Source organism: Kitasatospora sp. NPDC005751 (genome assembly GCF_040630835.1).
In the GTDB taxonomy this organism is placed as follows: domain Bacteria; phylum Actinomycetota; class Actinomycetes; order Streptomycetales; family Streptomycetaceae; genus Kitasatospora.
Genome location: NZ_JBEXYC010000030.1, coordinates 41,259 through 57,547, shown reverse-complemented (window position 1 = coordinate 57,547; position 16,289 = coordinate 41,259). Strand labels below are relative to the sequence as shown.

The 16,289-nt window shown below is 74.7% G+C and carries 11 protein-coding genes; 8 read left to right on the top strand and 3 right to left on the bottom strand.

The genetic code is table 11. The features are described 5' to 3' along the window. Positions 1–132: 132 nt before the first annotated feature. The 8 genes from ABZ497_RS24315 (at position 133) to ABZ497_RS24280 (ending at position 11,575) form a co-directional block, all read left to right on the top strand. Entirely contained in the window at positions 133–2,559 is a 2,427-nt protein-coding gene (locus tag ABZ497_RS24315) for a tetratricopeptide repeat protein (protein WP_359808216.1), read from the top strand. A gap of 261 nt (positions 2,560–2,820) precedes the next feature. Continuing rightward, positions 2,821–3,936 carry an alanine dehydrogenase gene (gene ald / locus ABZ497_RS24310; protein ID WP_329490170.1) on the top strand — a complete coding sequence of 372 codons (1,116 nt, stop codon included), beginning with the start codon at positions 2,821–2,823 and terminating at the stop codon, positions 3,934–3,936. 527 nt (positions 3,937–4,463) lie between these two features. After that, positions 4,464–5,630, top strand: a complete 1,167-nt coding sequence (locus tag ABZ497_RS24305) for a ParA family protein (RefSeq protein ID WP_359808215.1) — start codon at positions 4,464–4,466, stop codon at positions 5,628–5,630. After that, positions 5,627–6,310: a hypothetical protein gene (locus ABZ497_RS24300; protein ID WP_352296123.1), complete on the top strand. Its 684-nt coding sequence runs from the start codon at positions 5,627–5,629 to the stop codon at positions 6,308–6,310. The genes ABZ497_RS24305 and ABZ497_RS24300 overlap by 4 nt, the downstream gene beginning before the upstream one ends. A 186-nt stretch (positions 6,311–6,496) precedes the next feature. After that, a complete protein-coding gene (locus tag ABZ497_RS24295) occupies positions 6,497–7,522 on the top strand; it encodes a segregation/condensation protein A (RefSeq protein ID WP_359808213.1) in 1,026 nt (341 codons plus the stop codon). Between the two features lie 389 nt (positions 7,523–7,911). Further along, a complete protein-coding gene (gene scpB, locus ABZ497_RS24290) occupies positions 7,912–8,556 on the top strand; it encodes an SMC-Scp complex subunit ScpB (protein ID WP_359808211.1) in 645 nt (214 codons plus the stop codon). A 69-nt stretch (positions 8,557–8,625) separates the two neighbouring features. Next, a complete protein-coding gene (locus ABZ497_RS24285) occupies positions 8,626–10,158 on the top strand; it encodes a pseudouridine synthase (RefSeq protein WP_359808209.1) in 1,533 nt (510 codons plus the stop codon). Positions 10,159–10,591: 433 nt separating this feature from the next. Then, positions 10,592–11,575, top strand: a complete 984-nt coding sequence (locus tag ABZ497_RS24280) for a helix-turn-helix domain-containing protein (RefSeq protein ID WP_329490175.1) — start codon at positions 10,592–10,594, stop codon at positions 11,573–11,575. A 16-nt stretch (positions 11,576–11,591) separates the two neighbouring features. On the opposite strand, the gene ABZ497_RS24275 is transcribed toward ABZ497_RS24280, so the two are convergent. The 3 genes from ABZ497_RS24275 to ABZ497_RS24265 form a co-directional block, all read right to left on the bottom strand. Further along, a complete protein-coding gene (locus ABZ497_RS24275; protein WP_329490176.1) occupies positions 11,592–11,954 on the bottom strand; it encodes a DUF952 domain-containing protein in 363 nt (120 codons plus the stop codon). Positions 11,955–12,123: 169 nt separating this feature from the next. After that, positions 12,124–13,704 (bottom strand): mucoidy inhibitor MuiA family protein, encoded by a 1,581-nt coding sequence (locus ABZ497_RS24270; protein WP_359808207.1) that lies wholly within the window; start codon positions 13,702–13,704, stop codon positions 12,124–12,126. Between the two features lie 3 nt (positions 13,705–13,707). Further along, on the bottom strand, positions 13,708–15,888 hold the full coding sequence (locus ABZ497_RS24265; RefSeq protein ID WP_359808205.1) for a DUF4139 domain-containing protein: 2,181 nt from the start codon (positions 15,886–15,888) through the stop codon (positions 13,708–13,710). Positions 15,889–16,289 lie beyond the last annotated feature (401 nt).

Genomic DNA, 16,289 nt, shown 5'->3' with positions numbered 1-16,289 from the left:
AGGGGTGACTTACCGGTTCGTACGACCGGATGTCACCTCGGCGGAGCCGGACGGTCGAACTACGCTTCGCAGACAGGGCGCCCGTCCCGGGCCGCCTCCGCTGAGCGCTGGGTGACGTCGGGAGTGGCACGGGTGGCGAGGAAGACGGCGACCATGGACGCGGGGCCCGGCGTATCCGTCGAGGACGTTCCCGGGCTCGACCGGCTGCCCGCCGGTCCCGCGCTGCTCGTCGGCCGGCGTGCCGAGCTCGCCGCCCTGCGGGCCGCCGCCGCACGCCCGGCCGAGGGCCGCAGCCGGGTCCTGGTGCTGGCCGGCCGACCCGGCTCCGGGCGGACCACCCTGGCCGTCCGGTTCGCCCGCACGGTCGCGGCCGACTACCCCGACGGTGTGCTGTTCGCCCGGCTCTCCACCCCGGACGGCGGCCGGGTGCCGCCCGCCAGGGCCGCCCGCCGACTGCTGGAGCAGCTCGGCGGGGACGTCGCGGGCGTCCCGCTGCCCGGCGCCGTTGAGGACAGCCGGGACGAACCGGCCTGCGTCGCGCTGCGCGAGGCGCTGGCCGGGCGGAAGGCCCTGCTGCTGCTGGACGACGTGCGGGACGCCGGACAGCTCTGGCCGCTGCTCGCGGACGAGCCCGGCTGCCTCGTCCTGGCCACCACCGCCGGGCCGCTCACCGGCATCGAGGACATCGACCCGGTGATCCTCGGCGGGCTCGACCGGCAGGCCTCGGGGGAGCTGCTCGGGGACCTGGTCGGCGGGACGAGGATCAGCTGCGACCCGGTCGGCGGGGCCGACCTGGCCGAGGCCTGCGCGGCCCGGCCGGCGGCACTGCGGCTGATGGCGGGGTGGCTGCGGGGCAATCCGAAGCTGGCGGTGACGGATGCCGCGAAGGAGCTGGCGCGGGCGGTGCGGGAGGCCGACGCCAAGCCGGCGGGGGGCGCGAAGGCGGCCGGTGGGGTGCATGCGGCCGGGGAGACGGCTTCCGGGGGGAAGGAGAGCGCCCGGGGCGGTCCCGGCGCGTCCGGTGGGCCGGGGCGTACGAAGGGCGGCGCCCTGCACGCGGGGGCCGGTGCGGGGGTCGGTGCGGGGGTCGGTGCGGGGCTCAAGGCCGGGACCGGGGCGGACGGGCGGGCTCCGGGCGGCGCCGGCGCCGGGGCCGGTCCGGGGGACGGGAAGGGTGTCAGGCGTCCCGCCGGGCCCGCGCGGGGCGGCGCGAAGCGCGGTGAACGGCGCGGCGGGACACAGCCCGCGGAGCACGTTTCCGGGCCGACTCCGGAGCAGGTTCCGGCCCCGCCCGGCCGGCCGGCCGGGGCCGGAAAGCCGGGGACCGCCGGTACCGCTGCGGGCGGTGCAGTCGGTACGGCCGGTACGGCCGGTAGGGTCGGCTCGACGGCCGAGCAGGTGGAGTCGGCCGCTGCCGCCGCTGCCGCCGTCCCGGTGACGGACCCCGCGGCCTGGGTGAAGCCCGGGCCCGAACCTGCCGAGCCCGTTCCGGTGCCGGACAACGATCCGCTGATCGGCGCGTTCACCCTGCTCTACGGCACGCTGTCGGCCGCCCAGGCGCGGATGCTGCGGGCCCTCACCCTCGCACCGGGACAGACGGCCGACCTGCGGACCGCCTCGGCCCTGGTCGGCTGCCCGGCGCCGGAGGCCGCCACCATGCTGGCCGCGCTCGCCGAGCGGGAGCTGCTCGGTGCGGAGCCCCCCGCCGCCGACGGGACCCCGCGCTACCGGGTGCCCGGCCGGCTCTACCCCCGGCTGGTCCGGCTGCGCGAGAGCGAGGACCGGCCAGCCGAGGTCGAACTGGCCCGGGCCCGGCTGCTGGAGCGGCTGGTCCGGCTCACCGAATCCGCCCGCGCGCTGCTCGACCCGGCCGGCGGCCCCGGCCCCGACCCGCTGCCCGGCCCGCTCCGGCTGCGCTCCGCCGCCGACGCCCGGCAGTGGCTGCTCGGCGAGCGCGACGTCCTGCTCGGCGCGGTCGCCGACGCGATCGGCCAGGGCGATCTGGACGGCTCGGCCGGCCGGCTGGTCACCGCCCTGCTCCGGGCGCTGCCGCTGACCGGCGCGGCCGCCCCCGCCGACCTCTACCAGCTGCACGAGCAGGTGCTGACCGTGGCCGAACGCCACGGCAAACCGCGCCGGGCCGCCGCCGCGCTGCTCAATCTGGGGGACCTCCAGGCCGCGGCCGGCCGCTGGGAGCAGGCCTGCGCACACTACCGGGCGGCCCTCGAGCACGCCCGCTCGGCCGACGACGAGGCGCTCTGCGCCCGGGCCCTGGAGGGCGCGGCGGGCTGCTACCGGGCGCTCGGCGAGGCGGTTCGCGCCGCCGACTGGTACGGGCGGGCGCTCGCCCTGCGGCAGGCGATGGGCGACCACGCCGCCGAGGCCCGGCTGCTCGCCCGGGTGGCCGAGGCGCACACCGCGCAGCGCCGGTTCGAGGAGGCCGAGCGGGAGTACCGGGCCTCCCTGTCGGTGCTGCGGAGGCTGGGCGACGAGCGCGGGCAGCAGGTGGTCGGCGACGCCCTCGCGGAGCTGCGGGAACGCCTCGACGGCGGGTGGTAGGGGCGGGTTCCGGAGTATTGTCGGAGATGCCTGGTTGGCATTGCTTTGGCGGGAAGATCGCTGGGGAAGCCTACGAACCTGCCAATGTGTCCGGCAGATTTGTTCGCTTTGGAAGGCTGACACGCCGCCTGGGCTTCATTACACTCGAACTCAGTCGCGCAGCGATCCATGCCCCGGTGTCGTCCGGAGGCTTCCCCACGTGCGCGTCGCCCGCCGGTCTTCTCCGGTAGGGACCCCCATGGCAAGAGGACGTGTTTAGCCGTGAAGGTCGGCATCCCCCGCGAGGTCAAGAACCACGAGTACCGCGTGGCCATCACGCCCGCCGGCGTGCATGAGCTCGTCCGCAACGGGCACGAGGTCTACATCGAGGACAACGCCGGTCTCGGCTCCTCGATCCCCAACGAGGAGTACGTGGCCGCCGGCGCCACCATCCTCCCCACCGCCGACGAGGTGTGGGCCACCGCCGACCTGCTGCTGAAGGTCAAGGAGCCCATCGCCCAGGAGTACCACCGTCTGCGCAAGGGCCAGACCGTCTTCACGTACCTGCACCTGGCGGCCGACCGCGCCGGCACCGACGCGCTGGTCGCGTCCGGCACCACCGCGATCGCGTACGAGACCGTGCAGCTCGCCAACGGCGCCCTGCCGCTGCTCGCGCCGATGTCCGAGGTCGCGGGCCGGCTGGCCCCGCAGGTCGGCTCGTACCACCTGATGCGCCCGGCCGGCGGCCGCGGCGTGCTGCCCGGTGGCGTGCCCGGCACCCACCCGGCCAAGGCCGTCGTCATCGGCGGTGGCGTCTCCGGCTGGCACGCGGCCACCATCGCCATCGGCATGGGTTACGAGGTGACCCTGCTCGACCGCGACATCAACAAGCTGCGCGAGGCCGACAAGGTCTTCGGCACCAAGATCAAGGCCATCGCCTCCAACGCCTTCGAGCTGGAGAAGGCCGTCCTGGAGGCCGACCTGGTGATCGGCGCCGTGCTGATCCCGGGCGCCAAGGCCCCGAAGCTCGTCACCAACGAGCTGGTCTCCCGTATGAAGCCGGGCTCCGTGCTCGTCGACATCGCCATCGACCAGGGCGGCTGCTTCGAGGACTCGCACGCCACCACGCACGCCGAGCCGACCTTCCAGGTCCACAACTCGGTCTTCTACTGCGTGGCCAACATGCCGGGCGCCGTCCCGAACACCTCCACCTACGCGCTGACCAACGCCACGCTGCCCTACATCGTGGAGCTGGCCAACCGCGGCTGGAAGGACGCGCTGCGCCGTGACCCGGCGCTGGCCAAGGGCCTGAACGTGCACGAGGGCCAGATCACCTTCGGCGCCGTCGCCGAGGCCTTCGGCCTGGAGTCCGTCTCCCTGGAGAGCGTGCTCGCCTGATCTCGGGTTCCCCCCGGTCCGGGACGGTCCGCGCCACGCCGGCGCGGACCGCTCCGACCTGGGCCGTTCCCGGTGGGACGGCCCGTAGGCCCCCGACCCTTCCTCCTCGTCCGCCAGCGGGCCGGAGGTCCTCGGATCGGGGGCTTCGCCATGCCCGCGAACGGCGCCGAGGCGGGCGGGTGGGCGGCGTCCACGGGGGCGGGTGAACGGTGCCGACGCGGACGCGTGAACGGGGGTGGTCGGGGTGGGTGAGTGGCGCCGATCCGGACGCGTGAACGGGGGCGATGTGGGCGGGTCGCTCTGTCGTCAATTTCTGTGGGTCGTGTCACCCGACCGCAGAAACGTTAGGGTCAAGGGCCCGCGCATCCCTTGACAGAGGGTTGCCCGATAGTCGACACATCCTGCCCACTACCGTGGATTGTGTTGCTGCGAACGCCTTGAACGGCCTAGAGTCGCAAACCGTCGGCATGCTGCCACGCTGACGAATCGACATAGAGTCCTGGATGCCCAAGGAGGTAAGACGACTTGTGAATGAGTCGACATTTGCTCCCGGGGGTGGTCAGCCAGGACTGGCGGAGCACACCGCCGTCCAGCCGAGTGAGGAGTCCGGGGCCCGGCAGGCCACCGTGGGCTCGGCCGAGGTCGGCTCGGTCGCACTCCGCACTTTCGAAGCACGACAGAACACAGCACAGGTGACCACGGTGACCGACTACGACGTCGACCTGCCGGCCCACGGCCTGGCCCACGGCGAGTTCGCCTACGGCGCCTACGACGACCCGGACGCCGAGTACGAGCCGGACCCGGAGTACGCCGCCACGCTGGCCCCCGACGCCGCGCGCCAGCGGCGCGAGCGGGTCGGCCCGACCGGCCGTCCGCTGCCGTACTTCCCGATCCCCGCACCGGTGGCCGAGCACGGCCCCGCGCAGATCATCGCGATGTGCAACCAGAAGGGCGGCGTCGGCAAGACCACGTCGACCATCAACCTGGGCGCGGCGCTGGCCGAGTACGGCCGCCGGGTGCTGCTCGTGGACTTCGACCCGCAGGGCGCGCTCTCGGTCGGTCTCGGCGTCAACCCGATGGAACTCGACGTCACCGTCTACAACCTGCTGATGGAGCGCGGCCTGACGGCCGATGAGGTGCTGCTGAAGACCGCGGTGCCCGGCATGGACCTGCTGCCCTCCAACATCGACCTCTCCGCCGCCGAGGTGCAGCTGGTCAGCGAGGTGGCCCGGGAGTCCGCGCTGGCGCGCGCCCTGAAGCCGCTGCTGCCCGACTACGACTTCGTCATCATCGACTGCCAGCCCTCGCTGGGCCTGCTGACGGTCAATGCCCTGACGGCCGCTCACAGCGTCATCGTTCCGCTGGAGTGCGAGTTCTTCGCGCTGCGCGGTGTCGCGCTGCTGACCGAGACGATCGAGAAGGTCTGCGAGCGGCTCAACCCCGAGCTGCGCCTGGACGGCATCCTGGCCACCATGTACGACTCGCGCACCGTGCACAGCCGTGAGGTGCTGGCCCGGGTCGTCGAGGCGTTCGGCGAGCACGTCTTCCACACCGTCATCGGGCGGACCGTGCGCTTCCCGGAGACCACCGTCGCCGGTGAGCCGATCACGACGTACGCGACCAACTCGGTCGGTGCCGCCGCCTACCGCCAGCTCGCCAGGGAGGTGCTCGACCGGTGCCGCCCCGCCGAGTGAGTCTCCCGGGTGCCGACGAGCTGTTCCGGACCACCGGCGGGATGGCGCTGTCGCCGTCCCTCGCGCCGCGTCCGGCCGCCGAGGCGCCCAGACCGGAGACCGCGCGGGCCGTCAACGGTGCCGGCCCGGACGGTGCCGAGGGCGCCGACGACGGCACCGGCGGTGCCGCGGGTCGTGCGACCGGAGGCGCCGCGAACGGCGGCGAGGCCGGTCGGCCGCGCGAGCACCACTCGGCGGGCGGCGCCTCGGTGCCGGCCCCCGCCCAGCCGGGCGGGGCCCAGGGCATCGGGCAGTCCGGCGCGGCGGGCAGTACGGCCGGGGGCGCGGCGGGTGCCGCGCAGGCCGGTAAGACGGCTCAGGGCGGCCGTGGCGCCGCTCCGGCGCCGCGCCAGCACGCGGGTGCCACCGAGGACCAGGCGGGCGCCACAGGGCGCCCCAGGCCGCGTGGACGGGCACCGCGCCGCCCCACCGGGCGGGAGCGGCACGACGAGAAGATCACCGTGTACGTGTCCGCCGAGGAACTGATGGACCTCGAACACACCCGGCTGGTGCTCCGCGGTGAGCACGGGCTGGCGGTGGACCGCGGCCGGATCGTCCGGGAGGCGATCGCGGTCGTGCTGGCCGATCTGGAGCAGCGCGGCGAGGCGAGCATCCTGGTGCGGCGGCTGCGCGGGCGCTGAGGCCTGCGGGGCGCCTTGCGGCGCTTGTGGTGCCGGTGGTGCTGGTGGGCTCGTGATGCCTCTGGGGGGGCGCTGGGCCGGTGGTCCGGCGTTGTACCGGTGACCGGCGGCGCCCGGCGGTGCGTGCGGCGTGTCGGCGGCCCCGGCGCGGGGCGGGCGGCGGCCGCCGGGTGAAGATGGACCGTTATGCCGAGCACCCCCGAATCGCCCGCCGCCGGGTCCGTCGCTGCCGATGGGACCGCCGGATCCGATGCGTTCCTCGGGGTTGGCGGGTCGGGTGGGGCCAAGGGGTCCGTCAGGCCCGGTGAGACCGTCGACGCGGGCGTTCGCGTCGCTGCGGGGACCGATCCGGGTACGGCAGAGGGGTCGGCTGCGGCAGACGGGCCGGGGACGGCCGCCGGTTCGCCCGGCGGTGGCTTCCGGGTGCGGCTGGAGAACTTCGAGGGCCCCTTCGACCTGCTGCTGAGCCTGATCGCCAAGCACAAGCTGGACGTCACGGAGGTGGCGCTGGCCACCGTCACCGACGACTTCATGGCACACATCCGGGCCATGGGCGCGAACTGGGACCTGGACGCCGCGACCGAGTTCCTGGTGGTCGCCGCGACGCTCCTCGATCTCAAGGCCGCCCGCCTGCTGCCAGCCGCCGAGGTCGAGGACGAGGAGGACCTCGCCCTGCTGGAGGCGCGCGACCTGCTCTTCGCCCGGCTGCTGCAGTACCGGGCCTACAAGCGCGCGGCGGCCCTGTTCGGCGACCGCTGGGCCGCCGAACTGCTCCGGCGCCCCCGGACCGTCGGACTGGAGCCCCACCACGCGCAGCTGCTCCCCGAGGTCGTGATCAGCATCGGCACGGAGCGGTTCGCGCAGCTGGCGGCGCGGACGATGGCGCCCAGGCCGGAGCCGGTCGTCTACGTCGACCACATCCACAGTCCGCCGGTCAGCGTGCGGGAACAGGCCGGGCTGGTGGTCGGGCTGCTCACCGAGCTGGGCGAGGCGTCCTTCCAGCAGCTGGTCGCCGACGCGCCGGACACCCTGGTGGTGGTCGCCCGCTTCCTGGCCCTGCTGGAGCTGTACCGGGAGCGGGTGCTCGCCTTCGAGCAGCCCGAGGCCTTGGGCGAGCTGCTGGTGCGCTGGGTGGCCGAGGAGGACCGGGGTGTGGTCGAGGTGACGGACGAGTTCGACCGGCCGGCCGGTGAGCAGAAGGAGGAGCGATGACGACTGGGGCGGACGGCGGGAAGCGGCGGGTGCGGCGTCCGCTCGGCGTGCCGGGGCAGCCGAGGGCCCAGGAGTGGCTGGAGCCGGCGCCGGGGGTGGTCGGGGAGGCGGCGGCCGGGGAGGGGGAGGTCGCTGCCGCGCCCGTGGTTCCCGTGACTCCTGGTGCTTTCGCTGCTCCTGGTGGATCGGCTCCTGGTGGGGCGCGGGGGGTCGAGCCCGGTCCGGTGGCGTCCGAGGCCCTGGTGGTGCACCAGAAGTCGGCCCCGTCGACTTGCGGTGCGGGGGGAGGCGGGCGGGTGTCCGCGCCGCCTGTGCCTGTGCCTGCGCCGCCTGCGCCTGCACCAGCTCCTGCGCCAGCGCCTGCGGCGCCCGCGTCCGGGCCCGTCGGGTTGGAGGCGGCGGACCGGCCCGGGCTGAGGGCGGAGCTGGAGGCGATTCTGATGGTCGTCGACGAGCCCGCCCGGGAGGCCCACCTGGCGTCCGTCCTCGAACGGTCGCGGGAGGAGGTGGCGTCGGCGCTGCGTGAGCTGTCCGCCGAGTACACCGCCCAGGGCCGGGGCTTCGACCTGCGGCTGGTCGCCGGCGGGTGGCGGTTCTACACCCGGGCCGACTGCGCGGCGGCCGTCGACCGCTTCGTCCTGGACGGCCAGCAGGCCCGGCTGACCCAGGCCGCGCTGGAGACTCTGGCGGTCGTCGCCTACCGGCAGCCGGTGTCCAGATCACGGGTCTCAGCCGTCCGTGGTGTGAACTGTGACGGCGTGATGCGTACCCTGGTACAGCGAGGACTGGTGGAAGAGGCCGGATCCGAGCCCGAAACAGGTGCGATCCTGTATCGGACGACGAACTACTTCCTGGAACGGATGGGGCTCCGCGGCCTGGATGAGCTGCCGGAACTCGCTCCCTTCCTGCCCGAGGTCGACGACGTGGAAGCGGAGTCCCTGGAGGGCACGATGATCGCGGAGGCGGTCGCCGCCGCTGCCGCGCAGGCTGCGGACGGCAGTGGCGAAGCCGATCGGGCTCCGCTCGATCGATAGGGGGGCGGTGAGGTCGGCCGAAACGACCGCACAGCCCAATCCCAGACGGAACGACGTACGGACACTTTGATGCGTAGCAGTGGCAACGGCAGGAACAGCAGCGGCGGCGGCGGCGGTCGCGGCGGACAGGGCGGGGGCCGGAGCGGCGGCGGCTCCCACGGGGGCGGCGCGGGCCGTGGCGGATCGGGCGCTCCGCGCGGGGGCTCGTCCGGCGGCGGCTCGCAGGGCGGCGGTTCGTACGGCGGGGGTTCCTACGGCGGTGGCTCCGGCTCCTCGCGGGGCGGGTCCGGTTCGTACGGTTCGGGTTCGCGCGGCGGCTCGTCGAGTGGTGGGTCCTACGGCGATGGCTCGGGCTCCCGCGGTGGGTCCGGTTCGTACGGTTCGGGTTCGCGCGGCGGTTCGTCGGGCGGCGGCTCGTACGGTGGTGGCGCCGGCTCCTCGCGCGGCGGTTCGTACGGCGGCGGCTCCGGCTCGTCGCGCGGTGGGTCCTACGGCGGCGGGTCCGGCTCGGCGCGTGGCGGGTCCTACGGCGGCGGCTCCGGCGCGCCGCGCGGCGGGTCCGGTTCCTACGGTCGGCGTGACGACCGCCGGGACGACCGGCGCGACGACCGCGGCTTCCTGGACCGCCCGCTGCGGCCCGAGGAGCGGCGCTACGACCGCCCCGAGTTCGGCGGCGGCCCCAACGCCACGCCGGCCCGCGGCGGCTACTCCGGGCGCCGTCCCAACCCGGCACCGCGGCCGCGCCGTGAGGGCCAGGGCGCCCCGGGCGACCCGCGCCGTCAGCCGCAGCGCTCGCGCGAGCTGCAGGCCAAGATCGAGGACGCCGTTCTGGCCCGGCACGACAAGCCGGCCGTGAACCTGCCGAAGACCGCCGGCGAGCCCGAGGGCGAGCGCCTGCAGAAGGTGCTGGCCCGGGCCGGCATCGGCAGCCGCCGGGCCTGCGAGGAGCTCATCGAGCAGGGCCGGGTCGAGGTCAACGGCAAGCGCGTCACCGAGCAGGGCAAGCGGGTCGACCCGCAGAACGACGAGATCAAGGTGGACGGCCTGACCGTCGCCACCCAGTCGTACCTGTTCTTCGCGCTGAACAAGCCGGCCGGCGTGGTCTCCACCATGGAGGACCCGGACGGTCGCCAGTGCCTCGGTGACTACGTGACCAACCGGGAGACCAGGCTCTTCCACGTCGGTCGTCTGGACACCGAGACCGAGGGCATCATCCTGCTCACCAACCACGGCGAGCTGGCCCACCGCCTCACCCACCCGCGGTACGGCGTGACCAAGACCTACCTGGCCGCGATCCAGGGACCGATCCCGCGTGACCTGGGCAAGCAGCTCGCCAAGGGCATCGAGCTGGAGGACGGCTTCGCCCGGGCCGACAGCTTCAAGGTGATCTCCAACGTCGGCAAGAACTACATGGTCGAGGTGACCCTGCACGAGGGTCGCAAGCACATCGTCCGCCGGATGCTGTCCGAGGCCGGCTTCCCGGTCGAGAAGCTGGTGCGCACGCACTTCGGCCCGATCGCGCTGGGCGACCAGAAGTCCGGCTGGCTGCGTCGTCTGACCAACCCCGAGGTCGGTCAGCTGATGCGCGAGGTCGGCCTGTAGGAATCTGTGGACCGGTCGCTAGAGGGGTTCCTCTGTAGACCGGTCGACATATTCTGGCGATCTCTGTAGACCGGTCTGCATAGTTGGGGGCGTTTCTGTGGACCGGTCTGCATAATCGGGGGCCGGTTCTGTAGACCGACCGACATATTCGCGGAGCGTGTCTGTAGACCGGTCTGCATAATCCGCGCGAGCGGGACTGCGTCGGTAGACCGGTCTACATATTCGGGTGTTTCGGGAGGGTCTCCCCGTCGAGTGGCGGGGAGGCCCTCCTGCTGTTCGGCGGGTCCTGCTGTGAGCAAGGACGCATCGCCTGGTCATCGCCTTGTCAGCGCGATGATCCGTGGCCGAAGATTGCCACCTGACCACGACCCGCCGAGTGGCGGGACTGCGCCACCGGGGGCGCGGGCGGGAGTCGAGACGGGGGAGCGGCGTCGTGTCCGATGCACCACTCAGCACACTGGGACTGGCCGCGCCGGACGGTCAGGTCTACGCGGCGCTGGTGGCCAACCCGCAGTCCACCGCGGAGGACCTCGCGACCTGCTGCGGTCTGACACTCCAGCAGAGCGTCCGCGCGCTGGACCGATTGGCACAGCAGGGCATGGCGACCAGGGCGCCGGTGGACCGCCACCGCTTCCTCCCGGTGGCGCCCGATGTCGCGATCGGCACGCTGATCGGCCATCGCGAGTCCGAGCTGCGGCACGCCAGGGCCGAGATGCACCGGCTGATGGACGCCTTCCGGGAGGCCTCGCGCTACACCGACCCGGCGCACTCGGTCGAGGTGTTGACCGGCGGCGAGGCGATCGCCCAGCGGCTGGAGCACATCACCGAGACCAGCCAGTACCAGGTCCGCGGCTTCGACTGCCCCCCGTACATCCAGGACCCGGTCGCCAACATCCCGCTGCAGCGCGAGCGGATGCGGGAAGGGCTGCGGTTCCGGACCATCTACGACCGGGAGGCGGTCGCCTGGCCCGGCCGGCTGGAGAAGAACATCCTGGCCGGCGTCGCGGACGGCGAGGAGGCGAGGGTCCGGCCGGTGCTGCCGATGAAGATGATCATGTCGGACGACCGGATGGCCATCATCCCGATCAGCGTGGGTGACAGCGTCCTCGACGCGGCCTACGTGATCCACCCGTCGGCGCTGCTCCAGGCCCTGGACACGCTGTTCGAGGCGGAGTGGGAACGGGCGGTCCAGCTCCAGTCCGCGATCGGCGCCGCCGAGGGCGCGCTGGAGCCGGAGGCCGACCACCGCAAGCTGCTCGGCCTGCTGGCGGCCGGCCTCACCGACGAGTCGATCGCCCGCTCGCTCGGCTGGAGCGCCCGGACCACCCAGCGCCGGCTGCAGAGCCTGATGCGCGAGCTGGGCGCCACCACCCGCTTCCAGGCCGGAATGGCGGCCCGGGAGCGGGGCTGGCTGTAGCCCGGCCGGTGGCGGTTCAGCTCCAGGGCGTGAGGTTCGCCCAGTGGCCGTCCGGGCCGCGCTCGACCTTCTCCAGGCCGACCACGGCGGACCGGTTCAGTCGCCCGTAGATGTGCGGGAACAGCACACCGGGGGTGGCTCCGGGCGGCGGTGCGCCGTTCGGGGCCTCCCACTTCACCATCGGTTCCACCAGCGACTCCTCGATCAGCAGCACCATCAGCGGACCGGGAGTGTCGGCGTAGAAGGCGTTGGCCACCGCGAGCGCCGTCCGCTCGTCCGCCGAGCAGTGGATGAACCCGTCGGTGAGCAGCGAGGCGGTGGCGTACGGCCGGCCGGGGTCGGCCAGCCAGTCGTCGAGGGGGGCGAGGTGCAGGATCATGTTCCTGTTGTACCTGAACGGTCGTCACGGCGAGGGCGCGGCCGACCGGGTTCGGGCGCCGGTGTCACAGGTGGTGGGGTCACGGGTGAGGGGGCCAGAGGCGCCGGTGTCACAGGTGATGGTGTCGCAGGCAGTGATGTCGCAGGCAGTGGGGTTACAGGCAGTGGGGTCACAGGCCCGCCACCTTCGCGGAGGCGGAGATCTCGTACACCAGCGTCACCGTTCGGCGGGCGCCCGGGCCGAGCGGGAGGTCCCAGCGGACGATGCCCTCGGTGTCGAAGGCGTCCGGAGCCGGGGAGCACTCCTCCTTGCGCAGCCGCACCTCGACTGCCGAGACCTCGGAGACCGGTACCCGCTCACGCACCGTGACAAGCTGCTCGTCCCGCTCCTCCGGGCCCGAGAAGCGCGAGATGTGCAGCCGGACCGTCCGGGTGGTCACCGAGCGCTGGGTGAGCCCCGCGGTGCCCTGCCGTTCGTCGGTCTCCCGGACCACCCGGTAGCCGTCCGAGCTGCCGAACGCCAGCTCCGCCTCGGCGCCCGCGGCGGTGAAGGGCAGCTCGCCGCGGCCGGTGAAGCCGCTGCCGCGGATCAGTTCCACCGGGCCGGCGAGCAGCGCGTGCCCGGCCGCGTTGCGGAACCGGACCACCTGGGTCACCAGCGGCGACAGCTCCGGGGCGCAGGCGTACTCGCCGGTGGCGGGCGCGGTGAAGGAGCCCAGCGGCACCCGGTGCGCCCGGCCGTCCGAGGGCACGGTGGCCGGCGTGGGGGCCCGCAGGATCCGGACCTCGCCGCCGTCGTCCACCCCCGGCACGGCCTCGGACGGGCCGAGGGTGCTGATCGTCTCCTCGCGCAGTTCGACCTCGACCGTGCGCCGCTCCTCGGCGCTGCGCTCGCGCAGGGCCAGCACGTCCTCGCTGATCGCGGGCGGTGCGGTGGCCAGTGCCGAGCGGGCGGTGGAGAAGGTGAGCCGGGCGCCCGTCCAGTCCTCGCCGGTGCGCTGCCAGACCACCGCCTCGGACTCCAGGTGGAGCGACCCCTCGGCGAGGGTGGCCCGGTACGAGGGCCGCCAGACCGCGCACGGCACCAGGTGGCTGACGGTCAGCCGGGCGGGTCCTGCGGCGGCCGCCTCGACGGTGAGGTCCAGGTGGGCGACCAGCTCGGCGGGCGCCTCCTCGGCCTCGTCGAGGGCCGTCCGGGCCTCTGAGCGCTCGACCTCCAGGTCGCGCAGCCGGGAGTGGGCGGCCCGCAGCTCCTCGCCGTACCGCTCGCGCTCGGTGTCCACCCGGTCCAGCTCGCGGGCCCAGCGGGCCCGTTCGACCTCGCCGGCGCCGGCGCCCTCGCCGACCTCGCGGAGCAGGTCGGCGGAGAGCTGGGCGAGCAGGGCCAGCCGGGCCTCCAGGCGGTGGCGCAGCTGGTCCTCCTGGCGGGCCCGCACGTCGAGCTCGTGGACGCGGTGGCGCAGCGCGGAGTCGTCCGGACCGGGCGCCAGCGGGGCGCGCGGGGTCCAGGCGCGGACGATCCGGGCGTCCAGGACGCGGGGGCCCGCCATCCTGGGCGACTCGGCGTCGGCGGGGGCGAGGCCGGTGGCTTCGGCCCGCAGGGTCCGGTCGACGGCGAGCGCGGTGATCGGGCCGAGGCGCAGCCGCTGGACGCCCGCGGCGAGGTCGACGGTCACGGCGCGCTCGACCTGGCTGCGGTCCTCCAGGCAGGTGACGGCGGTGACCGGGAGGGGGATGGTGTCGCTGCTCATCGTTCAGTTCCTCCGGTTTCCACCGACGATGGCCTTTCCGGCCGGGATTCTGATCTGGTACCCGCCGTCGAGTTCGGCCCGCCCGCCCGGCGGCAGTTCGACCCGCCAGAGCCGGCTGCTCGGCGGGCACTCCGGGGAGGGGACGGCGGGCGCGTGCCAGTCGGCCCGTTCCTCGATCCGGATCTCGCTGTCCGGGGTGACCGGCACACGCTCGCGGACCTCCACGGTGACGGCGTGCCCGAGCCGGTTCGCGAGCCCCACGTGCACCCGGTGGTCGAGCACGGTGCTGGTGTTCAGCATGCCCGTGGTGGACTCGTGCAGCTCGGTGCGGCGCGCGACCTCGACGCTCTCGGTCACGCCGGTGCCGAGCCGGCACGTCCCGCCCGGCGCGAGGGTGGGCAGGGCGGCGGTGAGCAGGAACTCGTCGTCGACGGTGACCTCGACCGGACCGGCCAGCACGGCGTGGGCCGTCCCGTTGGCCAGGACCAGCGTCCCGTACACCTTCTCCTCGACGGAGGGGACGGTGACGTACTCGGGCCGGACGGTGACCGGGATCTCGCCGATCGTGACCGTGTGCCAGGTGCCGTCGGACGGGATGTCGGCGGGGGCGGCGGCGTCGAAGCGGTGGTCGAAGGAGCCGGCCGAGGCGCGCGGCGGTACGGCGTGGCGGGGGAGCGGCAGGCCGCTCAGGGTGGAGCCGGTGAAGGTCGGGCGGGTCGGGGCCGTGGGGTGGAGGGTGCCCCGGCGGGCGGCGGGCTCGTCGGGGCCGGCCAGGACGAGCGTGGGGTAGTCGAGCAGCGTGGCGCCCGGGGCGGGGGGAGCCGGGGGCGCGGGCGGGGCCGCGGCGGCGCCGAACTCGTCGGCGAACGCGGCCTCGGCCGCCCCGCCCGCGGCGGAGCGGCGCGCGGAGCGATCCCGGCGGCCGAGCGGCGCGGGGGCCGCGGCGGCCGCCGGCGGGGGCAGCGGGGCACCGGGCTGCGGGGCGCCGGGGTGCGCGGGCGGCGGCCCGCCGTAGCCGGCGAAGCCGAGGGACGGGGCGGGCGCCTCGAAGGCCTGGACGCCGCCGCGGGTGCCGCCCGCCAGGGGTGCGCCGCCCGGTGCCATCGGGGCGGGGGGCGGTACGGGGCGCGGGAGCGGGGCGGCGGCCCCGACGAGGGCCGGTCCGCTACGGCGGGGCTCGGGGCGGGGACCCACCGCGTCGTAGCCGGTGAAGAGGTCGCTCAGCCCGGCCGGGGGCTCGCGCCAGCCGGAGGGCGGCGGGGCGGGCTGGCTGCGGCCGATCCGCAGCGAGCGCAGCTTCGGCAGGTCGGTGCGCCGCTCCAGGTCGGCGGTGGAGAGGGCGAGGCGGACGCCGGTCCAGTCCTCGCCGGTCCGCTGGGCGACGGAGGCGCGCAGGACCAGCCGGCCGGTGTCGGAGCCCTGCTGGTAGGAGAGCCGGTAGGCGGGCACCCAGCGGGCGGCGGGGACGCCGTACTCGAGTTCGATGTCGATCTCGGGGGCGGGTGCGGGTGCGGTGTCCTCGGGCCGGGAGTTCGCGGGCGCGGGAGCGGTGAGGGTGAGCAGGACGGTCGCGGAGGTCTCGACCGGCCGGGCCGGTCCGGCGGTGGACGAACGCGCCAGCCGGTCGGCGAGCGTCTCGGTCGCGTGCTCGGCCCGTTCGAGCTCCTCGGCCAGCTCGTCGGCGCGGAGGTGGAGCCGGGTGAGCCGCTCGTCGACGAACTCGGCCAGCTCCAGCCAGGCGTCGGCGGGCGTGCGGCGGAGCGGTTCGTCCCGGCGGCGGGCCGGCGGGACGGCGCGCAGCGCGGTCGTCTCCGCGATGGTGTCGAGGACCAGGCGCTGCCGCTCGCGGACGGCGGACTCGTGTTCCCGGGCGGCCTTCAACCGGCTGTGGAGCTCGGGGAGTTCGTCGAGGGAGCGGAGTTCGGCGACCGGTTCGAGGCGGGCCTCGGTGACGGCGGTGCCGGGCGGGCCGGAGAGCACCCGGGCCCGCAGCGACCGCCCGTCGAGCACCTGCGGCAGCCCGGTCAGCCGCAGTCGCCCGCCGGGCGGCAGGGCCACCCGGGCGCGCCGGCGGCAGACCGCGCCGACGGCGTGGACCACGACGGAGTCGAGCTCCGACGGATGGGCCGGTACCGCGGTTCGGTCGGACTGCTGTTCGTCGTCTGCCCTGTGCTGGTCGTCCACCCGGCCTACCCCTTCGTTCGCGCCGCTCGCGCCGACGGCGCGCTGCCGCCCCCTGGGCGGTCAGTCTGCCTCGCATCGGCGCGGGCGTCCTCGGATTTCGCCCGTGCTCGGCGTGTACGGCGTGCGTGTGCGGCGGTGTGTGTCCGCGCGTGTGCGGTGCGTGCGTGCTGGTGCGGTGCGTGGTGCGGTGTCCTGTGGTCGCGGTGTGTCGTGTTCGCGGTGCGGTGCGGTGCGGTGCGGTGCGGTGCGCGTGCGATGTGGTGTGGTGCGGTGCGGTGCGCGTGCGATGTGGTGCGCGTGGTGTCGCGTCAGGGGGGACGGAGCCGGTGGCCGCGCGGTTGCGGTCGGCGGGGGTGGACTGTGGCCGCGGGGGTGGTGGGGATGCGAGAGGATGGGCGGGC